Here is a 23561-nt window from a genome sequence, read left to right on the forward strand (position 1 = left end):
CGGATAAGACAACGGTCGATCGGAGTCATCGATGGTCCAATTCCTGAATCAGCCATCCGACGTTTCGGCGCTCAGCGGCAGAATGTCGGTGCAGGAGTCCTCCCTGGTCTCGGCGCTGGCCACGACCGGAGCGTTCGCCGGCGCGGGGCCCACCGGCCCTCATATCCCGGGCGTTCTGATGGCGGCGGGCTTCCAGATCGTGAAGGAGGCGTATTACGGCATGCTCGATGCCGGAGTCGTCGAGAAGCTGCGCGGCAGTGACGCCTCGACCAAGGCGAGTATGGTCTTCGAGATCGAAGACGGAGCAGCCGGAGCAGCGGTCGGCGCCGCCGGCGCCGTGATCGAACCCGCGGTTCACGGCGGCTGACGACATACGGTCGGAGCGGTTGTCATGCTGGGTTTTTTATATGCGGCTATGGGGCCCAAAGCCGTGCGTTCCCTCTATGACAGCGGGCCGGGCACTGTGCCGCTCGACAACGCCAGATCAGCCTATGAAGGTGTGGGGGAGGCACTGAACACCAGCGCCTCGGGCACGGACGGTCTTCTGGCAGCCATGGCCGAGGCGTGGGGTGGGCTGAGCGCCCAGAGCGCCCAGCGGGCGTTCGGCGAGCACACCCAGTGGGTGCGGCAGCAAGCGGCGGTGGCGAAGTTCCTCTCCGACATCGCACGTGGCGCCGCGGAGCTGCACCGAGCGGTCGGTGCGCTCATGCCCTCGATGCTCGAGATCGAGGCGAACGAAGCGCTACGCACGAGCACCAAGATGGCCGCGGTGGCCACAGCGGGGACGCCGTTCAACAGTATCGCCATGGGGCTGGCGGCCGCGGCCGAAGCGGACTATGAGCGCCTTCGAGCACAGGCCGCCGCGGCGATGGATTTCTACGACGACGGGGCGCTGCAGGTGATGGATCTGCTGCTGGCGACCCCGATCACCGCGCCGCCGCCCATCGCCCTACCGGGCGGGGTTCCACCGCCGACGGCACCGGATATCACCGGCCCGTTACAAGATCTGATGAAAAACGGTCCGGACAGCCCCTATCTCACGGATGGTCCGAACAATACGGTCGGTGACGGACCCCAGCACCCCACGGGTGACGGTCCGCAATCGACGGGGGACAGCGGTGGTGGCGGTGGTGATCCCGGGCCGGATCCCGGGCCGGATCTGGGCCCGTCGCAAGCCGGGCCGGAGCAGGGGTTGACCGATCTCGGTCAGTCGCTGGGCGCCGATCCCGCATTCGGGCCGGGCACGGACGGATACGGGCTGGATTACCCGGCCGGAGACGCGCTGTTCGGTACTTCGCCGACCTCACCCACTCTCGCGGGGCTCGGCGGCGGTGTCGGCAGTCTCGTCGCTCTCGGTATGACGCGCGGTGGTATCGGCTCCATGCCCGGTGTCACCACGGGTTTCCGGATGCCGGGCGGTTGGGCGCCGGGTGCCGGCACCCCATTCGGCGCTTCCACCGGGGCGCCCAGCGCGGCTCCGGCCCGCAATGTTCCCAAACGGGTTTCCGCGCCCACGGCGCGGATGCGGCGACGCAGGAAGGAAGAGGAAGACAGGCCGGGAAAGGTTTTCACCCCCGGCGAGCAGTTCGAGGTACCGGTTCTCGAACGCCCCCCGGCGATCGGTGTCATCGAATACCAGGAGGACGAACCCGGCGAGGAGTTGCTGGTGGACTCCTCACTGGTGGGAGTGCTCGACCGCCTCGACGACGAGGCGGAAAGCGACAATGAACGAAAGACCCGAGGGTAAGCATCTCGGGCACTACCTCCGGAAGGAGCGCCGAAATGGCCGGAAACGGTGGCATTTTGAATGCTGACATCTCGAGCATGAGCTCGGGTGTCAACAAGACGGCAGCCAGCCTCGGTCTGCTCGAGCAGGGCCTCAGGCAATTGAGTGGTATCCAGCACGATTACCGGGGTGTGGCCGAGGGTCAGATCCAGCTCGCGGTCTACAACGCACTGGGTAACGCGTTCGAGACCGGTGGCAAGCTGGCCGAGACGCTCAACAAGATCATGGAGGCGATGAACAACGCCGGCCTGAAAACCGAGGGCGCGGAACTGGAAGCCGCTGGCCTGGTCAACGCGGCCAACGAAGGTTTGGACGGAGTGGTCAACGCCGGAACGGCCACAGATTCTTGGGCCAACAATGGCGCCGAGCAGGTCGGAAACCGTGATATGTCGAAGGTCAACCTCGCTTTCTGATCGGTTCGTAGCCGACACCCCAAGCCACTATTCGAAAGGCGTAATTCCATGGCTATTCGGCTCGATTACAGCGGGATCAGCGGGCTCACGGAGATGACCACGGCCGTGGTCAGCCACCTGCAGGATCTCGCTGTCGAGATCAAGCAGTGCAAGACCGAGATCCTGAGTATCTACGAGGGCACCGGTGCCGGTGAGTACGAAACGGTTTCCCGGGTGTTCGATCAGCGCCTGGAGGCATTCCAGGCCAGCCTGGCCGGTCTCAACCAGAAGATCATCCAGGTGGGTACCAAGGGTGGTGACGTCGACAATGTCGACCGGGCCGTCGCCGATTGGTTCCGTGGCGTCATCTAGATCGGCCGCGACGACCGGTTTTCGCGGCGGGAAGCGGTGAGCGGACAGATTGGATACCGATCCGGTCTCGATCGATCTGAATGTCGATGCCGCCCTTGTCCTGCAGGACATGGTCGGCATCGACAGCTACCCCACCGTGCTCGCCATCTATCCGAATATCTACCGGCTCACCGACCGGGATCGGGTATGGAAGGTCGTCAAGGAACAACTCACCGACGCGGGAATCATCACCGGTGACGAGGTTCATCCGGTGGTGGCCGGCTGGCTGCGCGCCCTGCACCGGCCGGATACCGAACTGGTGGTGCGCGTAATCGACAACGGTCGCGGCGGACACACCCCCACCATGTTGCGTATATCGCTGGTGCGCGCGGGCGGGGATCATGTGCTGGCCGTACGGTGCGACGACGAAATCATCATCCAGTCGGTTTTCCACGAGGGCACACAACTGAATACCCTGGCAGAGGTGCTGAAATCCGCGCTGGGTAATTATCCGGTGCTGAATTTCGACCCGTTCGTCCTGCCGACCGCGGAGCTCGACGATATCCCGTTGGACCCGGACGAACGGCCGGCGGCGCTGCGGGAACTCGGTGCGACACCGCGTACCGCGGCCGTGCTCACCCGGGCGATGGACGAGATAGTCCGGCGTGCCGAGGTGCTGATGATCGAACATCGGGACGGTGAGGTCCGCTCCGTGGATTTCGGCATCTGCATGAGTGTGGTGGATACACTTTCGGGACGGTTCGTGGTGACGCCCAGCAGGGCCATGGACGGACAGACCCGGTCGGCTTTCCGCCCCGGTGACGACCTCGCCCTGCAGAGTGGTATCAACGCTCTGGTCGAGCTGCTGCCCGGCCATAGCTGGTTCGATACCGCGCGCACCGGTTGACGTTCCAGTGCTGGATGAGAGGACGGTGAAATGAACCGGGCACCGACAACGAACGGTGACGCCTCCGCGGCGCTCGCCAAGGGTGGTTACGACGCCTATTTCGCGCAGCTCGAACAACGTCCCGAGGGGGGCGCGGCGGTGAGCACGTCCGGCGCTCCCACCTCCGAAGCCTCCTCCTCCGCCGCACAACCCGAACCCACCGGCGCGCCGGCGACCGGTGCCGACCAGGCGGGCCCGGCCGCCTCCGTGCCCCCGCCTTCCGGGGCCGCGCCGAGCATCGCTACACCGGCCGCGGTTTCCCCACCGCCGCCACCTCCCATCCCCCCGCAGACCGCACCCGAGCCGCAGAACGCCGCCGGCGGTGATCTGGACGAGTTGCGGCAACGTGCGGCCACCGCATACGAGCAGGCGGCCGAAGAAGAGCGGCAGGCGATAGCGCGTAAACAGCAGCAGGGATCGCAGAGCGTGACCACTCCGCCGCCGACCGGCGCCCCCGCCCCGCCGCCGGAGCAGGCCTCCGGCGCCGGGGACGCCTGGACCGGCACTCAACAGAGCACGGCCACACCGGCGGCCGGTGTCACCCAGCCGGGTCCGGCCGTCGCGTATCCACCGGCCGCGGACCCGGCGACGGGACAGCAGGGGTTCGGCGGCTATTCCGCGGTCCCCGGTGGTGGGCCCACCGCCGTGCCTCCCGCGCAGGCCGCCGCCGAGAACTCGCATGTGCCCGATCGGATCCATCGCCCCGCCTACGACTCCACCGGCCGCATCGAGGTGCTGCCGCCCGCGCTGGCCTCGGCGGAACTGCTCGCCGAGATCGCCGCCGTGCGCCAGGCACATCTGCGCTCGGAAAAGGGCGTACGCGGAGCGCTCAACAAGGTCGGCTTCAATCTGGGCCTCTCCCCGGCCGAACAGCGGGCCGAGAACCGGCGGACCCGGATCCGCCGTCAGCTCACCGCGCCCTACCAGATCGCGGTGGTGAGCGTGAAGGGCGGCGTCGGCCGCACCACCACCGCGGCCGGTCTCGGCTCGACCTTCGCGAAGCTGCGGCCCGATCGAGTGGTCGCCATCGACGCCAACCCGGATTTCGGGGACCTCTCCAGCCGGACGGCCCGGCACCAGTTCGGCCTGTCGCTGCGGGATCTCGCGCAGGCCGGGGCCCGGTTGGATTCGTTTTCCGCGGTTCATTCCTATACCGCGGTGAACACCGCCGACCTCGCGGTGGTCGCGTCCCCGTGGAACACCGACGCGGCCGAGGCACTGACCGGCAGCGAATACCAGCAGGGCGTGGAGATTCTGCGCCGCCATTACAATCTGCTGGTGGTCGACTGTGGAACCGGGGTGCTGGATTCGTCGACCAATACCGTGCTGCGCACCAGCGACGCGGTGGTGGTCGTGACGCCCGCGACGGTCGGCGGGGTGACCGGTGCCGTGGCCACGCTGAACTGGCTCAGCTCGCACGGTTTCGATCATCTGATCGCCTCCTCGGTGGTCGCGATCGTGCGGCAGCATCCGGTCAAACCCACCGTGGACATCGAGGCCATCGAGAAACTGTTCGCCTCGGCGCAGCGACCCACCATACAAATTCCTTTCGACCCGCACCTCGCTGAAGGCGGCGAGATCGATCTGCGGATGCTGGAGAAGGACACCGTGCTGGCATTCGAAGAGCTCGCGGCCGGTTTGGCCGACGACTTCCCCGGCTACGTCGCCGAGCCGTCGCGCGGTCACCACGGAGATATGCGGTGACCGCTGTGCAGACGGCACCGCCCTCTCCGGCGGGCGGTGCCGCGCCGGCGGAGGTGGCCCGGGCCCGGGTCGCCGTCATGGTCGCCACCTATCAGGTGGACGTCGTGGTGCCGACCAAGTTCACCGTGGAAACCTTCATCGATGATCTGGTGGCCGTACTGGCCAACGCCATCGGCGACGAAGAGGTGGATTTCACGCCACCGCAGGGGCAATGGAGCCTCGCCCGGCCGGGTGAGCCGCCGATTCCGCGCTGGCGCAGCCTGGGCGATCACGACATCGTCGACGGTACGGTGCTCATGCTGGCGCCGGTCGAATCGGCCGAGGTGTTCACACCCGTGGTCGAGGACATCACCGATGCGCTGGCCCTGATCAACGAGCGCGAATTCGCCGAATTCGATTCCGAGACCGCCGCCGTCGTGGGCCTGGGTGTCTTCGGAATCGGAGCGGTGGGGATCGCCACCCTGTTGTCCTGGACCTGGACACAGACCGGATCGCTGCTGTGGTGCGGACTGCCGGCGCTACTGCTCGGCATGCTGTGCTGGGGGGCGGCCGTCGCCATCCGGGGCAGCGGCGCGGCCCGGCGGATCTCGCTGGGCGCGGCACTCGCGGCGATTCCGTTGTTGTTCGCGGGCAGTGCCATGCTGGTGCCGCCCGCCTACGGGGAACCGGGGCCCTTCGCCCCGGCCAATATCGCGGCGGGCGCGGTGGTCACCGCGGTGGCGGCCATGGCGATGATGCGGTTGACCGGATCGGGTATCGCCACGCTGATGAGCATCGCCGTACTCGGTATCACCGTGACGGCGGCGGTACTGCCGCTGACCTATTTCGACCTGGTGACCCGTCAGGTCGCCGGCGGTGCGGTATTCGCCGGTCTGGTGCTGCTCACCCTGGCGCCCCGGATCGCGGTGTTGATCGCCCGGATCCGGCCGCCCGATCTGCCGGACCCGGGCAACGAGGTCAATCCGGCCACGCTGACCGATATCTTCGATGCCGAAACCCACCGCGATGTGGAGCAGAACGCCGAGGACGCCGCGGCCGACGAACAGTCGCGCCGCCGTCACGAAGCCGGTATCGAAAGCCGGGCGCGGCTGGCGGTCACCAGCCTGCGGGGTCTCATCGTGGCCATCTCCGGACTGCTGTCGGTATCGACGGTGATCTGTGCGGCGGTGAGTCCCGGCGGAATCCGTGAGATCGTGATGGGAGTGGCGGTCGCCGGCATCCTGGCCATGCGATCCCGCTGGTATCCGGATCGTATCCAGGCGATAGCGCTGGTAGCCGGCTCGGCGATCACCGTGCTCGGGGTCGCGGCGGTCCTGGTGACGGCGTACGGCAGTTCTTTCGCGCGCCTGTCGGTGGTGCTCGTGGTGGCCGTTATCGCCTGCGGGGCACTGGCCGCGGCGCTGCGCCTGCCCGGTAAGCGGCTCACCCCGGTCACCCGCCGGATCATCGACCTCATCGAGTACGCCTTGATCCTCGTGGTTCCTGTGATCGCCTTCTGGATCATGGGGGTCTACACCGCCATGCGAGGAATCTGATGGCACTGGGCAGAGCCGCGGCGGCGGCACTGGCCGTACTCGTGCTGAGTACGGGCGCCGCACCCGCCGCCGCGCTGGTACCACCGGAGGTGGTGGTGGGGGTGGCGCCACCGGACGGTCCGCCGGGGCCGGAGCAGCCCATGAAACAGGACAGCGGCTGTCTGGCCACGGGCGTGCTGGAGAATACGGATATTTCCCGCACCCCGCCCTCGGAACTGGCGCTGAACCTGGCCGATGCGCGGACTCTGAGCCGCGGGGCGGGTGTGACGGTCGCCGTGGTGGACAGCGGGGTGTCGCCGCATCCACGATTGCCGAATCTGGCTCCGGGCGGGGACTACGTGCTTCCGGGCGGCGACGGGCTCCAGGACTGTGACGCGCACGGCACCCTGATCGCCGGGATCATCGCCGGGGCCGCCGATCCCGCGGATGGTTTCACCGGTGTGGCGCCCGACGCCCGGATCCTCTCCATCCGCTACCGCTCCAACGCGTTCCGTCCCGAACGCACCTCCGGGGACCGGCGGGAGCGGATGGCGATGGACGTGCGCACACTGGCGCGGGCGATCACGCACGCGGCCAATCTGGGGGCGGGGATCATCGCCGTACCGCTGCCCGTCTGTATTCCGGTCGATTCGGGGGTGGACCTCGGCACGGTCGCCGAGGCGGTGGGTTACGCGGTGCACACCCGCGGTGCCATGATCATCACCGGCGCCGGTGACTCCGATGCGGACAACTGCGAGCAGAATCCGGATTTCGATCCCGCCCGCCCCGCGGACCCGCGCAACTGGAAGTACGTGAAAACCGCTTCGGTACCGGGGGTTTTCAGCGAATCGGTGATGACCGTCGGCTTCACCACGGCGCACGGCGGCCCCACCGATCAGTCGCTGTTGGGTCCCTGGGTGACCGTGGCCGCGCCCGGTACCAGTATCGAATCGCTGGGTCCCGGGAGCACCGGCCTGATCAACGGAGTGGGTTCGCCCGATAAACTCCAGCCGGTCGGCGGCTCCTCGTTCGCCGCGGCCTACACCGCCGGTGTCGCCGCTCTGATCCGCTCCCGGTACCCGCACGAGACGCCCGCGGAGATCACGGCGCGGCTCACCGCGAGCGCGCACGCCCCGGCCCGCGGTATCGACAATATGGTCGGCGCGGGTGTGATCGATCCGATCAGGGCCCTGAGTTACCGCACCCCGCCCGACCCTCCGGACGGTCTGTTCCAGGCGGCACCACTGGAACTGCCGCCACCACCACGTCCGCCGGATGGCAAACCCGGTATCACCGCCGGGATCGTGATCGTGGCGTCGGTGCTGATCGGCGCGGGCGCGACCTATGGCGTGAACGTGCGGCGGAGGCGGCAGTGACGGTGACTGCGGAAAGGGCGGTGCGCGTGCCGCATCGCCGGGTCGCCGGGATCGAGCGCGGCCCGTTCGCGGTGATGGCGATCGGAGGCAGTGTGGTGGTGGCCGGATTATCCGCGTACCTACCGCTGTGGGGTGCGGGCCTGGTCCTCGCGGGGCTGCTCCTGCTGGTGGTGGTGCCGGTCAAGGGCCGGACACCCGTGCGCTGGTCTCTCGACTGGCTCGCCTTCCGCGCCGGACGGTCTGCCCGGGCGGCCCGGTTGGCCGAGCCGCTACCGGTGCGCGATATCGAGGTTCCGGCCGGTGTCTGCGGGATCATCGAGGAAGGCGATGTGCTGATCGCCATGATCCAGCTCGCACCGAACCTCGATCTGCCGACGGTGATCGCCGAACAGACCATCTACACCGAGGACACGGTCGCGGTGGAGAGTCTGCTGCCGATGCTCGACCACTACGGGATCTCGATCGATATCGATATCGTCACCACCGGTCAGCGGGTGCGCTCGGCGGGTAGCTACAGCATGCTCTACGACCAGCTCATCGGCTCGCATCCGGTGGTGGGTAACCGGTTGACCTGGCTGGTGCTCCGGTTGGATCAGGAGTGCAATCTGCGGGCCCTCACCCGGCGGGGGCCGTGCGCGGTGGTCGCTCCGAAAACCCTTGCCACGGCCGCGCACCGGATCGCCGGGCGATTACGTGAGCGCGGGGTGGCCGCGCATCCGCTCCCCGCGGTGGCCGTGGCGGACGCCACCCGGTTGCTGCATGCCGGCGCCGAGCTGACCGATCTCACCGAGCGCTGGGATTGCCTGAAGACCTCGGTTCCGGGTCGTTTCGTCACCAGTTTCGGAATCGACTGGTCCGAGCTGGACGAATCGGGGCTCGACGACTGCTGGACCTGGAACAGCGGTCGCACCACGCTGGTGGTCAGCCTTTCCGGTTCCGACGGGCCCCGGGCCGTGGTCCGCTATATCGGGCCCGCCATGAACGAAGCACTACCGGACTATCTACGGCGACTGCCCGGTCGTCAGTCGCTGGCGTTGTCCGCCACGCTGCCCACAGGTAGCTCGGTGCGGGCACTGACCCGGGACGAGCGGACCGTGGAGGAGGCACCGGCCGAGGTGTCCGCCGGACTGTCGGTGGCCATCGGACCGAACGGTCAGATCCTCGGCGCGATCAACGGCCAGCCGCGCCATCAGCTGGCCTTGCCTCTCTACGATCCCGCTCGCTACAATCCGCGGCGGCGGAAGGTCGACGTGCAGGCATTGCTGCCGGTGGCGCAGCAGCTGGTATTGCGCGCCACCGTTGTGGGCGCCGATATCGAAGTGCACACCAACCGCCCGCAGCGCTGGCAGCATCTGGTCAGCGCCGTAGGCGACACCAGATCGCTGCGGCTTGCCGGTGACGGAGACGCGGAGCCGGGCGCGGAGGCCACCATCGCGGTGTTCGATCAGCTGCCGCCCCAGGCTTCCGCGGCGCCGACCACGGTTTCTATCAGTGATCCGGGCAGTCCCCGGCGCGGATCGGTGGATCTGGCGATCGAGCAGGTCGGTGAGACACAGCTGGACGTACGGATCCCGATGCGTACGGTCCGGGTGAACCTGGTCGAGCCACGCGGGGAGACCCGCTACTTCGATCACAGCGACCGGCCGCCGACGGTCACCGCGCCTCCGGGCTATTCCGAACGTACGGTTCCGGTGACCCGGCCCCATGGATATCCCACCCGTTGACTAGGGCAGAACAGGTAATCTCGATGACCGTGGTAGCGGATCCCGACTCGGACAGTGGCAGGTTCGACAACGCGGAAGGAGCGCAGGAGCAGACCCCTCGGCAAGCCGCGGCGGCCATATTCTCCAACCGGCTCTCGGAACTGATCGCCGAGTCGGTGGTCTCCACCGAGGACGGGTCGACGCGCGGTCTCACGCTGTATTCGCTCGCCCAGCATCTGGAACTCGCGTATCCGGACGTACCGGTTTCCCAATCGGGGCTGTACCGGCTCATCCACGGTGATGCCATACCGCGGCTCGATCTGATCATCGCCCTGGCGCGGGTCTTCGATGTGCCGCCGGAGTACTTCGTCACCGCCGAGAAACCGCGCTGACCCGGCTGTCGTCACCGGCACACCGAAGCTCCCATCGCTGGGAAGGTGGGGCGTATCGCCGGATCGGGAGCCGATACCATTTCGGCTATGCCCGATGCGGATTCCGGAGATGTTTTTCTCCGCAATCGAGGTGCGATTCTGGACGCCCTTCTGGCGGATCCGGCTTTCGGGCTCACCGGGCAGACGCCCGCCGAGACCGATGCGCCGGAACCGGCCGCATCCCCGGTCACCGGGGTCGCGTTCGATGAATCGCTGCTCGCCTCGTCACGACCGGACCGTGAGCCGGTAACACCCGAATCCGACATTCCGGCACCGGTGGGTGTGGGATCACCGGCCGCCGAGCCGGATTCCGTCCCCGCCGCGCCGCGCCCACGCCGATCCAGTGCCGGTCCCTCGGCCAGCGAGCGGATCAACGCCCTGCTCAGCGGCCAGGTGCCGGATGCGGCGTCGTCGTCCTTCGCCACCGAGAACGCCGAACGCGTCGCGGGCCGGCTCACCGCGACCGCACCCCCCGAGGCCGAGCCCGAACCGGCCGCCGGGCCGGAACCGGCGCGTACCGAACGCCAGTCACCGCAGGAGATCGCCCGTGAGGTGGCCGATCAACTGCGTAAGCCGCGGGTGGCGATCGCGGTGGCGGCGGTGGTCGCACTGCTCATCGTTGTCCTGCTGGTGCTGACCAGTGGGCAGGAGGAACCGCAGGAGAGCCGGCCGCTGGCGGTCACCCCGGCACCGACACAGGTGGCGCCGTCCACGGAGCCCGCGGGTAGCAGCACGCTCGAGGTGGAGTCCGCGGAAGCGAAATGCCCCCCCGGCGGCACCGACGGTATGGATGCCTTCTCCGGTGAGCCGGACAAGGCGTGGTCCTGCCCACGGGCGTACAAGATCGATGGTCAGGTGCTGCGAATCGATCTGGGGCAGAAGTACGAGATCGATTCGATCGGAATCGTTCCCGGCTGGGATCACGTGGGTACCGACGGCACCGATCAGTGGACGAAGTATCGCACCGTCAGCCGGGTTTCGTATCAGTTCGACGACGACAACAAGACGGTCTACACCCAGGAGACGCTGGATCAGCGTTCGCTGGTGGTGACGCAGATCGAACCGCCGATCGAGGCCTCGGAAATCGTCTTGACCGTGCTGAAATCCAGCGGGGACAGCTCGGTCAATACCGTGGCCATCTCATCGATCGTGATCACCGGTAAATGAGGCCCGGGATGAGACGGGGGTTGCGCGGATGACGGTGGTGCGGTGCCAGTACTGCGGCCATTCGGCGACCCCGGGTGCCGCCTGCGCCAATTGCGGCGCCCCGTTGCCCGATGTGCCCGCGCCCTCCGGGGGGACACCGGGCGAACGGCCGGGCGCTGCCGCGGCCCACGGTGGGCTGGGCTCGCATCTGGCGGAGATGAGTGGACGGGTGGGCGCGCTCGGCGCCCGGCCGGGGGAAGCCCGCCGGCATTCCGAAGGGGAGCATCCGGTCCGATACGACGGCGCGCACGAGGGGCATGCTCCTGCGCATATGGAGGGTCATCCGCATCACCGGACCCGCGGGGTACTGGGTTTCCTGCGTTCGCATCTGGTGGACGAGACGGAAGAGGTCGTGCACCGGCATCATCCGAAGTGGCAGTGGCGGGCGGCCGCGGGTGTCGCGGTGGCGGTACTGCTCGTCCTGGCTTTCCTGATGGTCAGGTCCTGCGCTCTCACCCCGCCGGTGCTGACCGGTCCGCACGGTTTGGCCGGCCCGGCCGCCGGTCCGGCTGTGGCGACCGATGCTCTCTCGGCGCTACCGGGCCCACTGCGTGCCGCCTCCTGCCGCCCGCACGAGGAAACCGAAGGTGTGCACAGTTGTGTTCTGGCCGCGGACAGTCCGCTGCTGATGGGCGGGATAACCGGCGGCCGCGGGCTGGCGTTCCAGGTGCAGACCGCCGACCCGGGCCCGCTGGCCCAGGCCATCGCGCAATGGCGTTCGGCGGGCGGGGACGTGGTCGCGGACGGGAAGGTGTTCGCGGCCGTCAGTGCCTCTTCCGCCGTGTGGTTCGCCGATACGACCTCGGGACTGCGCGTCGATACCGGAGCCTTCGCCAGTGCTTCGGGTGCGCGAACGTTTCTCGTGCGATCGGGTCTGCTGCAGTCCTGAGGTCCTGATCCGGCGTTGCGGCCCGTTCGCTGGCGAACGTGACGGCGGTCTCGTTTCTTCCCGCTACCTCGATCGGTGATCGTTTACGCACATTTAACGTACCGCTATACAACGGCACATTATTCGCGTAGAGTGCCTGTGTATCGAGGTTCGAAACCGAAGCGGAAAGGCGCGGATCACGGTGACGACAATGCAGGACACAGTTTCGCCGAAACGATTCCGGATTGATCCGAACGAGCTGGGGACAGCGCGATTCCGGACCGCGCTGTACCGCACCACCGACGCCCCGCCGGGTGAGTGGCGCTTCACCCTCTACGCCGCCGGCGAAGGCGTTTCCCTGAGCCGCGTCCTGCCCGTGCTGCACAGCCTGGGTGTGGAGGTCGTGGACGAACGGCCCTACCAGCTCGAATCCGAAGACGACAGATCGGACTGGATCTACGATTTCCGGTTGCGGGTGGTCTCGGCCGTACTCCGTACCCAGCTGGACCCCGAACTGGAGGCCGGGCTGGACCTCCCCGACGGCCCGGGCGCCCAAGGGATCGCGCAGCGGTTCACCGCGGCATTCGAAGCCATGTGGTTCGGTGCCGCCGAGGTCGACGGACTCAACGAACTCATCCTGCGGGCCGGGCTGCACTGGCGGCAGGTGGTCGTTCTGCGGGCCTACGCGAAATACCTGAAACAGGCCGGATTCTCCTACGGCTTCGCGGGGATCACCCGGGTGTTGCTGGCCAACCCCGATATGTCCCGCGGCTTCGTCCGGCTCTTCGAAGCCTATTTCGATCCCGACGGCAGCTCGGAATCGGCCGCGAGTATCGCGCAATGGCTGGAAGCCGAAATCGACGCCGTGGTCAGCCTGGATACCGACCGGGTGTTGCGCGCCGTGCTCAATGTCGTCACGGCGACCTTGCGTACGAACTACTTCCGGCGCAACGGTGACGGGGAACCCCCCGCCCACCTCTCCCTCAAATTCGATCCGCAGTCGATCGCGCTGCTGCCGCAGCCGCGGCCGAAGTACGAGATCTTCGTGTACTCACCGCGGGTGGAGGGGGTGCATCTGCGGTTCGGCGCGGTGGCGCGGGGTGGTTTGCGCTGGTCGGATCGGCTGGAGGATTTCCGTACCGAGATCCTGGGTCTGGTGAAGGCGCAGGCGGTGAAGAACGCGGTGATCGTGCCGGTGGGTGCCAAGGGTGGTTTCGTGGTGAAACGTCCGCCGGCGGCCACCGGGGACGCCGCCGCCGATCGCCAGGCGCTGTTCACCGAGGGCGTGGAATGCTACCGCACTTTCATCTCGGGCCTGCTCGACCTGACCGACAATGTCGAACACGGCACCGGCACGGTGCTGCCGCCGGAGCGGGTGGTGCGCCGGGACGGTGACGATACGTATCTGGTGGTCGCCGCGGACAAGGGGACGGCGACGTTCTCCGATATCGCCAACGAGGTGGCGGGGCGGTACGGGTTCTGGTTGGGGGATGCGTTCGCTTCGGGTGGTTCGGCGGGTTATGACCACAAGGCGATGGGGATCACCGCGCGGGGGGCGTGGGAGAGTGTGAAGCGGCATTTCGCGGAGATGGGGGTGGATACGCAGTCGCAGGATTTCACGGTGGTGGGTGTGGGGGATATGAGTGGGGATGTGTTCGGCAACGGGATGTTGTTGTCGGAGCATATTCGGTTGGTGGCGGCGTTCGATCATCGTCATATTTTCCTGGATCCGGATCCTGATGCGGGGTCGTCGTTCACCGAGCGGCAGCGGTTGTTCGGGTTGGCTCGGTCGAGTTGGGCCGATTACGATCGTTCGCTGCTCAGCGCGGGCGGGGGAATCTACGACCGAACCGCCAAAGCCATTCCGGTGAGCCCGCAAGTGCGTGCGGCCCTGCGGCTTCCGTCCTCGGTCACCCGGTTGTCGCCGCCGGAGATGATCCGGGCGATCCTCGAGGCGCCGGTCGATCTGCTGTGGAACGGCGGTATCGGTACCTATATCAAGGCGAGTACCGAAACCAATGCCGAGGTCGGTGACAAATCCAACGACGCGGTCCGGGTGAATGCCGACCGGGTGCGGGTGAAGGTTATCGGTGAGGGCGGGAATCTCGGTGTGACGCCGTTGGGGCGGATCGAGTTCTGCCGTAACGGTGGGAAGATGAACACCGACGCGCTGGACAATTCGGCCGGGGTGGATTGCTCCGATCACGAGGTGAACATCAAGGTTCTGCTCGATGGGGTGGTCTCGGCGGGGGAACTCGATATCGAGGACCGTAATCCGTTGCTGGCCGAAATGACCGACGAAGTCGCGGAACTGGTGCTGCGGGACAATATCTCGCAGAACTTCCGGATCGGGCTCTCCCGCTCCGGCGCCGCTCGCCGCAGCGCGGTACACCGGCGGTTGCTGACCGAACTGGAGACCCGCCGCGGTGTGGACCGCCGGCTCGAGGCGCTTCCCGCCGACGCGGAAATGGAACGGCGTATCGCCGCCGGCTCCGGCCTCACCTCACCGGAACTGGCCACTGTGATCGCCCATGTGAAGCTGGCGCTGAAGGCGGATCTGCTGGCAGGCGACCTGCCCGACAACCCCACCTTCGCCGCGGTGCTGCCGGGATACTTCCCGACTCCGCTGCGGGACCGTTTCGCCGGCGCCATCGCCAAACATCCGCTGCGCCGGGAGATCGTGGCCACCGTGGTCGTCAACGAAATGGTCGACTTCGGTGGTGCGACCTTCGCCTTCCGGCTGGCCGAAGAGATCGGCGCCACCACCGGCGATGCCGTGCGGGCCTTCACGGCCGCGGTGGACATCTTCGGGCTGCGCGCGCTGTGGCAGCGTATCCGGACGGCCCCCATGCCCACCAAGGTTCGTGATCAGCTGGAGCTGGAGACCAACCGCACCCTGGAGCGGGCCGCGCGGTGGCTGCTACTGAACCGGCCTCAGCCGATCGCGATCGGTGCCGATATCACCCGCTACCGCGACGGTGTGCGCGCCCTGTCGGGTCAGGTACCCGGCTGGCTGCCCGAGGCGCTGTCCGAAGGGCTCGCGGCCCGGGCCGAGGCCGCCGCGGAACAGGGCGCGCCCGCCGATCTGGCCACCGAGGTCTATCGCCTCATCCACCTGTTCCCTCTGCTGGATGTGCTGGATATCTCCGATATCGCCGAACGCGATGCCCATGAGATCGCGGAACTGTACTTCGCGCTCAACGCACACCTGGAGATCACCCGGCTCATCAGCGCGGTCGGCGAACTCGACCACGACCAGCGCTGGCCCAGCCTGGCCCGGTTGGCTCTGCGCGACGACCTCTACGAATCGCTACGGCTGCTGACGCTGGATATCGCCACGGCCACCGATCCCGAGGACCCGGTATCGGAAAAGCTGGACTACTGGGAACAGACGAACCGCTCCCGTCTCACTCGGGCGCGGGCCGCGCTCACCGAGATCTTCGGGGTCACGCGGCACGATCTGGCCACGCTCTCGGTGGCTGCCCGGCAGGTGCGGAGCCTGGCGGGTAGTTCGGAGTCGGGCATCGTCACCTGACCAACGGTGTGGGGACAGCGGTCCGGCCCGCGCACGCGGGCCGGACCGCTGTGTTTATTTGCGGCGCCTGCGGCGCCGCGGGCTCAACCCTTCGTGGGCCTCGCAAGCCTCGGCGCCGTGGGGTCGCCTCGGATGCGGATCACCGGTTTGGCGAGATGGGAGCTGCTGGACACCGGATCGGAGAGAGATCACCGGGCGGGGGCGCATGCGGGTGACTCTTCTGGTGGGTGTCTACGTGGTGGTGTTTTCGCGGAGGGTGTCCTCGAACCCCGCCCCGCCGAAAGGCGGGCAATTAACACATATCTACTTTTGCGCTGTCTGTGTTCCGCAGGCAGCGCAGAACTTCGCCGTCGCGAGGAGTTCGGCTCCGCATTCACGGCAGCGGGCGGGAGGGGGCGGGGTGAAGCGGGTCCCGCAGTTCACACAGAAGTTCGCGCCCGGGGGATTCACCGCGGCGCATTCGGCGCATACCGGGCCGGGGTCGGCGGCCGGGGGGAGTTCTCCCGGTTTGGGTGGATCCGGCAGCGCTGTGGGGGGCTCGAGGGCCTCCCGCGCTTGATGCTGCTGCCACGGTGAGGTCACCGGGGCCGGAAGCTGACCGGGCGGGGGCGGGGTCGCCTGCTGGAAAGCGTTGATTCCCAACGCCGCGCCCAGGAAACCGCCCTCGTGCCCGTGTCCGGTCGCCAGGCCCTGACCGGCACCCAGGGCCATCTCGCCGGCCGCGTACTGCCGGAAATCTCCGGCCAGCCGGATGTAGGTGACATCCTTCGCGAGTCGTTTGAGTCGTTCGGCGTCCTCGGGGGCGAGAGTGATATCGAAATTCCCCAGGCGGGAGATGCGCAGCCCGTATTCGTAGAGCGCGATATTGGTTTGGCGCACTACGGCCTGCTCGATGATGGGCAGGAGGCCGGATAGGCCCAAGACCGGCCACTCTCCTCGCGATACGCCCTGCGTCACCGCGACTTTCATCGATTTGAGCAGGAGCTCCGCGCTCCAGGACTCTATTCCGGCCGGATCGTGTAGATCCGTGCCGCCGGCCAGGGAGACGATCAGCTGCTGGGCGTCGCGTACGGACAGCGCGAACTCGCCGAAGACCCGCAGTGTGACGATCTGCTCGCTCACCGGGTCGGCGATATCGGCCAAGCGGCCACCGAATTTGATGCCGGGGAACTCGCGGGTGGAGACGAAATAGAGTTCGGCGCGGTAGAAGTTGCCGCCCGAGAGGGTGTCCATCAGGGCGCCGAGGACCGGGAGCTCGTCTGCGTCGATCCGGTGCCGGCCCGGGCCCAGGACGCCGAGGACATGCCCGGATTTCACGAACAGGGCCGTTTGGTCGGCATTGACGATGGCGCGGGAGTACCGCCGGATGTTCACATCCGGCCACTTGTAGACGAGTTGTTTCCTGCCGGTCTCGGGGACGGCGATGAACTCGCGTTCGAACCAGGCCATCGGGTGCTCCTCAGCGGTTGACACAGCCAGCGTATCGACGTTCAGCGGCTCGATCAATTGCTCGTAAACAGGGCTGCGACCTCGGCTTACGTGAAAGTCGCTGGTTTCCATGACGTTACACCTAGCGGCTACCTATTGATCGTGCCGCTGAATAGCGGTACATTGCTCGCAGACATGATCTGCGCCACTCGAAAGGCAAGACCACGATGACAACAGTTCAAGAGCCTCGGGGACAGGAGGCGCCGGCGGAGGGCCTGCACGCCGAAGACGCGGGCTACCACAAGTCGCTGCGCCCCCGGCAGCTCCAGATGATCGCCATCGGTGGCGCCATCGGTACCGGTCTCTTCCTGGGTGCCGGCAGCCGGCTGCATGATGCCGGACCGGGCCTGTTCCTGGTGTACGCCATTTGCGGCATCTTCGTATTCTTCATCCTGCGCGCCCTGGGCGAGCTCGTCCTGCATCGCCCGTCCTCCGGGTCGTTCGTCTCCTATGCGCGCGAGTTCTACGGTGAGAAGCTGGCTTTCGCGGTCGGCTGGATGTACTTCTTCCACTGGTGCATGACCGGCATCGTGGATATCACCGCGATCGCCACCTATGTCCACTTCTGGGGCGCTTTCGAGGTGATACCGCAATGGACCATCGCCCTGATCGCGCTGGCCATCGTGGTGGCCATCAACCTGATCTCGGTGAAGTGGTTCGGTGAACTGGAGTTCTGGGCCGCGCTGATCAAGGTCGTCGCCCTGGTGAGCTTCCTGATCATCGGCACCATCTTCCTGGCCGGGCGCTTCGAACTCGACGGCGCCGCCACCGGGCCGAGCATCCTCGCCGACAACGGTGGTCTGTTCCCCACCGGCTTCCTGCCACTGATCGTCGTGACCACCGGTGTGGTCTTCGCCTACGCCGCCGTCGAGCTCGTCGGTACCGCGGCCGGTGAGGCGGAAAACCCCGAGAAGATCATGCCGCGTGCCATCAACTCGGTGATCGCCCGTATCGCGCTGTTCTACGTCGGTTCGCTGATCCTGCTCGGCCTGCTGCTGCCCTACACCGCCTTCAAGGCCGGTGAGAGCCCGTTCGTCACCTTCTTCTCCAAGATCGGGATCGACGGTGCCGGCTCGGTGATGAACCTGGTGGTGCTGACCGCCGCGTTCTCCAGCCTCAACGCCGGCCTGTACTCCACCGGTCGCGTCCTGCGCTCCATGTCGATGAACGGCAGCGCGCCCACCGTGGCGGCCCGTATGTCGCGTAACGGTGTGCCCTACGTGGGTATCCTCGCCACCGGTGTCATCGCCCTCGCGGGTGTCGGGCTGAACGCGCTCGTCCCGGACCAGGCGTTCGAGATCGTGCTGAACGTTTCGGCACTGGGCACCATCTTCGCCTGGACCGCGATCGTGCTCTGCCAGCTCCAGCTGTGGAAGTGGGCCCGTGACGGCAAGGTGACCCGACCCAAGTTCCGTCTCCCGGGTACGCCCTACACCAGCTACGCCACCCTGGTGTTCCTTGTCGGTGTGGTCCTGCTGATGCTGTTCAGCGAGGAGATCGAACAGCGGGCCGCGGTGATCGCCATGCTCGCCATCGGTGTTCCGGCGCTGGTCGGCGGTTGGTTCCTGGCGCGTAAGCGGGTCTTCGCACTCGCCGCGGAACGTCAGCCCGTCGCCGCCCCGGCGGCCGCCGCGGAGGCCGGCGACACGGTCCGTATCCTGGACGAACCGGAAGACAAGCGGTAGGAGACGACCGCGACGGATTACCCCGGGTAGCAAACCCGGGGTAATTCGCATTTCCCAGAGAAGGGAACGATTCGCCTCCGGCGCTCGTGTATCGGGACCACAATGGACTCTCGGTTCTTCCGCGGGTTTGAGAGGTCGTGCATGCCAGAGCATCCCAGCTCCCCCGAGCGTCCGGCGCCGCCACCCTGGTCGAAGCGGCGGATCCGCGGTGCCGAGATGCCGCGGCGGGCCACCCACACCTGGTCCACCCGGCGCACCACCAGTAGCGAGAGCGTGCACCGCGCCGGAGGCCCGGAATCGGATCTCACGCGCGCCGCGGAGGAACTGCTGGCCGCATCCGAGGGCCCGCGCAGTCCCACGGATGCCGCGGCGCTGCCGAGCGAGTCCGGTGTCTTCGTGCCGGTACCGGTGGAGGCGGTCCCCGCCGTCGTGGCGCCCCCACCCTCCGATACCGCACCCGAACCCCCGGATCTCAGCGATTTCGACCGCGCCATCGCGGCGCTGACCGGGGACGATATCGCGCGGCTGAACAGCCTGGCCGGGCCCGACGACGAGGATCTGGACGAGCTCCTGTTCGGTGACGACGAGGACGAGGAACCCGATCCTTTCGCCGGTTTCGCCGACGAACCGGTTTCCGGCCGTAACGCCCGCTCCCGCCCGAGTGTGCGGCGGCTCGGCGCCGGGCTGGTGGCCCTGCCCCGGGTGGATCCGGTCGATCCCGCCACCGCGGTGCTCGCGGATCCGGTCGTACCCGAGCACAAACGCTTCTGCTGGAAATGCCAGGCACCGGTCGGCCGCGCGGGACCCGAAGGTCCGGGCCCGGTTTCGGGGGAGTGCGGCCGTTGCGGTTCCACCTACAATTTCCTCCCCGCGCTCTCCGCCGGAGAGGTGGTGGCCGAACAGTACGTGGTGAAGGGCTGCCTGGCGCACGGTGGCCTCGGCTGGATCTACCTCGCGGTCGATACGAATGTCAGCGATCGCTGGGTCGTGCTGAAAGGATTGCAGAACCCGCAGGATTTCGAGGCGCACGTGGTGGCGCTGGCCGAACGGCAGTTCCTGTCCGAGATCACCCACCCGGGCGTGGTCAAGATCTACAACTTCGTCAAGCATCGTTCGCACCGCGAAATAGCCGACGGCTATATCGTCATGGAGTACGTCGGCGGACGTTCGTTGAAGAAGATGCTGGATATGGCGGGGCCGGAGCGGATCCCGGTGGCCGAGACCCTCGCGTACATGATGGAGGTCCTGCCGGCCCTGGATTACCTGCACTCCTTCGGACTGGCCTACAACGATCTCAAACCGGACAACATCATGGTCACCGACGATGAGGTGAAACTCATCGATCTCGGTGCCGTAGCGGCCATGGAGTCCTACGGCAGTATCTACGGTACGCCCGGGTACCAGGCTCCCGAGATCATCGAGACGGGGCCTACGGTCGCCTCCGATATCTACGCGGCAGGACGTACCCTGGCCGCGCTGATCCTCGATCTGCACAAGGACGCGCACGGTAACTATCGCGTCGAAATGCCCACCCCCGAGGAATATCCGCTGCTGCGCCGGTATCCGTGCCTGCACCGGTTGCTGGTGCGTGCCACGCATCCGGATCCCAGTCGCCGTTTCCCCTCCACCTATGCGATGTACTGCCAGCTGGCCGGGGTCCTGCGGATGGTGCTGGCCGCCGACTCGGGCCGGGAGCATCCTCAGGCTTCGGTCGAATTCGGCTCGCTCCGGGGCGATTTCGGGATAGATACGCTGATCGGCCAGACGGACGGGATGGTCGACGGCGGGCATCGCAGTACGGGACTGGACGCTGCGGCGGTGGTGGCCGCGCTCCCGGTGCCGCTCATCGATGCCGACGACCCCAGCGTCGAACTGCTCACCCCGCTGCTGCACGGTGACGCCCGCCAGACCCTGGACTCGCTGCGGCAGACCTCGGAGCGGATCGCCGCGGGCACCATCGACGCGCCGGAGACCTTCGAGGTGGAGGGCGCGCTGGCCGCTATCCGCGCCCATCTCGACCTGGGTGATCTGGATTCGGCGCTGGCCCTGCTGGATGCGCTGCGGCCCCGCGCGGCCACCGATTGGCGTATCGAATGGTTCTCGGGTGTCACGGCTCTGCTGGACGGGCACTACGAGCGGGCCTATCTGCATTTCGACGAAGTGCACACCATGCTGCCCGGTGAGCTCGCTCCCGCGCTCGCGCTGGCCGCGACGGCCGAACTGGTATTGCAGAGTCTGTCCGACCCCGGCGATTCCGAACGCTGGCATACCGCCGCCACCGAGTTCTACCGGTTGGTCTGGCAGACCAACCACGGGGTGGTCAGTGCGGCGTTCGGGCTGGCCCGCCGGCTGGCCGCCGATGGAGAACTGCTCCAGGCGGTACAGGTGCTCGACGGGGTCCCCGATACCTCCCGGCACCACGGGACCGCGCGGATGACCGGCAGTCTGCTGCTGGTTTCCCGGCCGCACCGGGAGATCACCGAGATCGATCTGCTCGAGGCGGCCTCACGGCTGGAACTGCCCGACGAACCCCGTGCGCTGCAGATGCAGGTGGTGGTGGTCGGCGCGGCTCTGGAATGGCTGCGGTCGCGGATGCGCCCGGCCTCCTCCGATACCACTCTGCTCGGCTACCCCCTCACCGTCGCGGGATTGCGCGGCGGACTGGAATCCCGGCTGCGGGCCCTGGCCCGGATGGCGCCCGGCAAACTGCACCGGTATCGGCTCGTGGACCTGGCCAACAGCGTGCGGCCGCATACCCGGTGGTGAGGTCAGGACTGCTCGGGTAGTCGGCGTCGATGGAGGATCGCGGGTAGCAGGGGTGCCGATACCAGCAGGATCACCAGCAGAAAAAGCCAGAGCCAGCCGCCGTAGACGAGGGCCAGGATGAGCGCGAAGACAGCCGCGCCGCCGGCCAGCATCGCGAAGCCGAACGCGGCGTCGGTGGTCTCGTGAGTGCCGGGCGTGGGTGCGGCCGCGGGCAGATCGGCGAACAGTGCCGCCAACTCCGGGGTGGTTTCCGCCGCGGCCACCGCGGCCGTGCGTTCCTCGAATTCGGGCAGGGTCAATCTGCCCGAGCCCAGATGCTCGGCGAGTTCCCGTAACGCGCGATCGCGTTCCTGAACGGTGATCCGTGCGCCGGGTAGCTCACTCATACTCGCAGCATAGGACGGTTTCCACGGTTCCGGCCGAGGTCGGGTTCGCCACTGCCGGGAAGGCCGGTACCCCGCGAAACATCCGATTCCCAGGTGTGGGGAGTAACTACGCTGGCCCTCACAGAATTGCGGGCAGAGGAGTTGGGTATGTCCACCGTGATCCAGAATCGACGCCCGGCCGCGGAGGCATGGGATTGGCAGCTGCGCGGATCCTGCCGTGGCCTGGAATCGACGGTGTTCTTCCATCCGGAAGGAGAGCGGGGCCGGGCTCGCGCCGCCAGAGTCCGGCGGGCCAAGGAGATCTGCGGCTCCTGCCCCGTGCTCGACCGGTGCCGCAGTTACGCGTTGGCGGTCGGTGAACCCTATGGGGTGTGGGGCGGAATGTCGGAGGACGAACGTCGTACCCATGCGCAACGAGCCACCGGTCCGAGAGCGGTGAACTAGCGAACCCCACCGCGACCGGCGCGGAATCAGGCGTTTCGGTCGTGTCCGCCGCCACGCGTTCTCTCCGCCGTGTGGTTTCCTTGTTGTATGGCTGCTGGTGACGAGTACACGATCGATGAACTGGCGCGCGCCGCCGGCACGACCGTGCGCAGCCTGCGGGTTTACCACGAACGGGGGGTTCTGCCCCCACCGCAGGTCAAGGGGCGGACAGGTTATTACAGCCCCGAACATCTCAACCGGGTACGCACGATCAGCAGGCTGCTCGATCGTGGGATCAAGCTCAACGGGATAAAAGAGCTGCTCGCGGCATGGGATCGCGGTGATGATCTCGGGGATATCCTCGGTGTCGGACCGTTGCTCGGCGGTATGGAATCCGGTGAGCCGTCCTCGGGTGAGCCGGCCGCGCCCACCGATACGATTCCCGCGACGGAACTGCAGGAACGCTATGCCGCGATTCCCAACGGGCTGGCCCGGATCGTCGCCGCGGGGTTGTACGAACCGGTGGATGCCGTCACCTATCGGCCCGCCGACCGGCAGCTCATCCGGATGGCCGAACAACTCGCGGCCGCCGGAGTACCCGATGCCGAGGTGCTGGGAGAACTCGAGCGAATCCGGGCCGATTGCGATCGGATGGCCCGGCGTTTCGTCGATCTCTTCCACCGCACGGCCTGGCAGAAGTACCGGGAATCCGAACAGGGCGCGGCGGACCTCGCCCAGCTCACCACGCAGCTGCAACTGGCGCGCACCATGCCGGGGAAAACGGCCGCCGAGCTCGTGAACCGGTTCGTCGCCCACTACATCGAAAGCGATAGTGAACTCGCCGAGATACCCGTCGAGAACTAGCCGGTTCGTACTTCTCCGCGTTGGGAATCCGGTTCGACGACGTTTCGTCGATCGACGGTACATTCGGCGGCGGTGTTTCCGGCGGTCCTCGAACGGCCCGCGAACATGTACTTAAGTAGGTTTCCGGAAACCTACCG

18 protein-coding genes and 1 pseudogene are annotated in these 23561 nt (G+C 67.2%); 17 read left to right on the plus strand and 2 right to left on the minus strand.

Annotation, left to right across the window (positions count from 1 at the left end; translation table 11 throughout):
- The first annotated feature begins 31 nt into the window (after positions 1-31).
- From ACYR7D_RS12555 to ACYR7D_RS12615, 13 genes and pseudogenes are all read left to right on the plus strand, one after another.
- On the plus strand, positions 32-367 hold the full coding sequence (locus ACYR7D_RS12555) for a hypothetical protein (protein WP_459549688.1): 336 nt from the start codon (positions 32-34) through the stop codon (positions 365-367).
- Between the two features lie 48 nt (positions 368-415).
- On the plus strand, positions 416-1747 hold the full coding sequence (locus ACYR7D_RS12560; RefSeq protein WP_459549689.1) for a PPE domain-containing protein: 1332 nt from the start codon (positions 416-418) through the stop codon (positions 1745-1747).
- 35 nt (positions 1748-1782) lie between these two features.
- On the plus strand, positions 1783-2199 hold the full coding sequence (locus ACYR7D_RS12565) for a hypothetical protein (protein WP_459549690.1): 417 nt from the start codon (positions 1783-1785) through the stop codon (positions 2197-2199).
- A gap of 48 nt (positions 2200-2247) precedes the next feature.
- On the plus strand, positions 2248-2550 hold the full coding sequence (locus ACYR7D_RS12570) for a hypothetical protein (RefSeq protein WP_459549691.1): 303 nt from the start codon (positions 2248-2250) through the stop codon (positions 2548-2550).
- A gap of 49 nt (positions 2551-2599) precedes the next feature.
- Entirely contained in the window at positions 2600-3436 is an 837-nt protein-coding gene (locus ACYR7D_RS12575) for an ESX secretion-associated protein EspG (protein WP_459549692.1), read from the plus strand.
- 30 nt (positions 3437-3466) lie between these two features.
- On the plus strand, positions 3467-5179 hold the full coding sequence (locus tag ACYR7D_RS12580; RefSeq protein WP_459549693.1) for an AAA family ATPase: 1713 nt from the start codon (positions 3467-3469) through the stop codon (positions 5177-5179).
- The gene (eccD, locus tag ACYR7D_RS12585; protein WP_459549694.1) at positions 5176-6714 is read left to right on the plus strand and encodes a type VII secretion integral membrane protein EccD; all 1539 of its coding nucleotides are present in this window, start codon (positions 5176-5178) and stop codon (positions 6712-6714) included. Before ACYR7D_RS12580 ends, eccD begins: the two co-directional genes overlap by 4 nt.
- Entirely contained in the window at positions 6714-8069 is a 1356-nt protein-coding gene (gene mycP / locus ACYR7D_RS12590) for a type VII secretion-associated serine protease mycosin (RefSeq protein ID WP_459549695.1), read from the plus strand. The genes eccD and mycP overlap by 1 nt, the downstream gene beginning before the upstream one ends.
- Positions 8066-9793, plus strand: coding sequence for a type VII secretion protein EccE (gene eccE / locus ACYR7D_RS12595; protein WP_459549696.1), 1728 nt, complete (start codon positions 8066-8068; stop codon positions 9791-9793). Before mycP ends, eccE begins: the two co-directional genes overlap by 4 nt.
- 23 nt (positions 9794-9816) lie before the next feature.
- Positions 9817-10164 carry a helix-turn-helix domain-containing protein gene (locus ACYR7D_RS12600; protein WP_459549697.1) on the plus strand — a complete coding sequence of 116 codons (348 nt, stop codon included), beginning with the start codon at positions 9817-9819 and terminating at the stop codon, positions 10162-10164.
- An 87-nt stretch (positions 10165-10251) separates the two neighbouring features.
- A complete protein-coding gene (locus tag ACYR7D_RS12605; protein WP_459549698.1) occupies positions 10252-11370 on the plus strand; it encodes a discoidin domain-containing protein in 1119 nt (372 codons plus the stop codon).
- A gap of 28 nt (positions 11371-11398) precedes the next feature.
- Positions 11399-12298, plus strand: coding sequence for a zinc ribbon domain-containing protein (locus tag ACYR7D_RS12610; protein WP_459549699.1), 900 nt, complete (start codon positions 11399-11401; stop codon positions 12296-12298).
- 265 nt (positions 12299-12563) lie between these two features.
- Positions 12564-15812 (plus strand): annotated as a pseudogene (locus ACYR7D_RS12615) (NAD-glutamate dehydrogenase); the annotation flags it as partial.
- A 303-nt stretch (positions 15813-16115) separates the two neighbouring features.
- On the opposite strand, the gene ACYR7D_RS12620 reads toward ACYR7D_RS12615, so the two are convergent.
- Positions 16116-17261, minus strand: coding sequence for an SPFH domain-containing protein (locus ACYR7D_RS12620; RefSeq protein ID WP_459549700.1), 1146 nt, complete (start codon positions 17259-17261; stop codon positions 16116-16118).
- Positions 17262-17467: 206 nt separating this feature from the next.
- On the opposite strand from ACYR7D_RS12620, the gene ACYR7D_RS12625 reads away from it, so the two are divergent.
- Positions 17468-18985 carry an amino acid permease gene (locus tag ACYR7D_RS12625; RefSeq protein ID WP_459549701.1) on the plus strand — a complete coding sequence of 506 codons (1518 nt, stop codon included), beginning with the start codon at positions 17468-17470 and terminating at the stop codon, positions 18983-18985.
- Positions 18986-19126: 141 nt separating this feature from the next.
- The gene (locus ACYR7D_RS12630) at positions 19127-21751 is read left to right on the plus strand and encodes a serine/threonine-protein kinase (protein ID WP_459549702.1); all 2625 of its coding nucleotides are present in this window, start codon (positions 19127-19129) and stop codon (positions 21749-21751) included.
- 2 nt (positions 21752-21753) lie between these two features.
- Here the strand turns inward: ACYR7D_RS12630 and ACYR7D_RS12635 are convergent, their stop codons facing one another.
- Entirely contained in the window at positions 21754-22137 is a 384-nt protein-coding gene (locus ACYR7D_RS12635; RefSeq protein WP_459549703.1) for a DUF1707 SHOCT-like domain-containing protein, read from the minus strand.
- A 147-nt stretch (positions 22138-22284) separates the two neighbouring features.
- Here ACYR7D_RS12635 and ACYR7D_RS12640 point away from each other — a divergent pair, with 147 nt between their 5' ends.
- Positions 22285-22581, plus strand: a complete 297-nt coding sequence (locus ACYR7D_RS12640) for a WhiB family transcriptional regulator (RefSeq protein WP_459549704.1) — start codon at positions 22285-22287, stop codon at positions 22579-22581.
- Between the two features lie 87 nt (positions 22582-22668).
- A complete protein-coding gene (locus tag ACYR7D_RS12645) occupies positions 22669-23424 on the plus strand; it encodes a MerR family transcriptional regulator (RefSeq protein WP_459549705.1) in 756 nt (251 codons plus the stop codon).
- Positions 23425-23561 lie beyond the last annotated feature (137 nt).

This window comes from Nocardia sp. X0981, assembly GCF_977089955.1.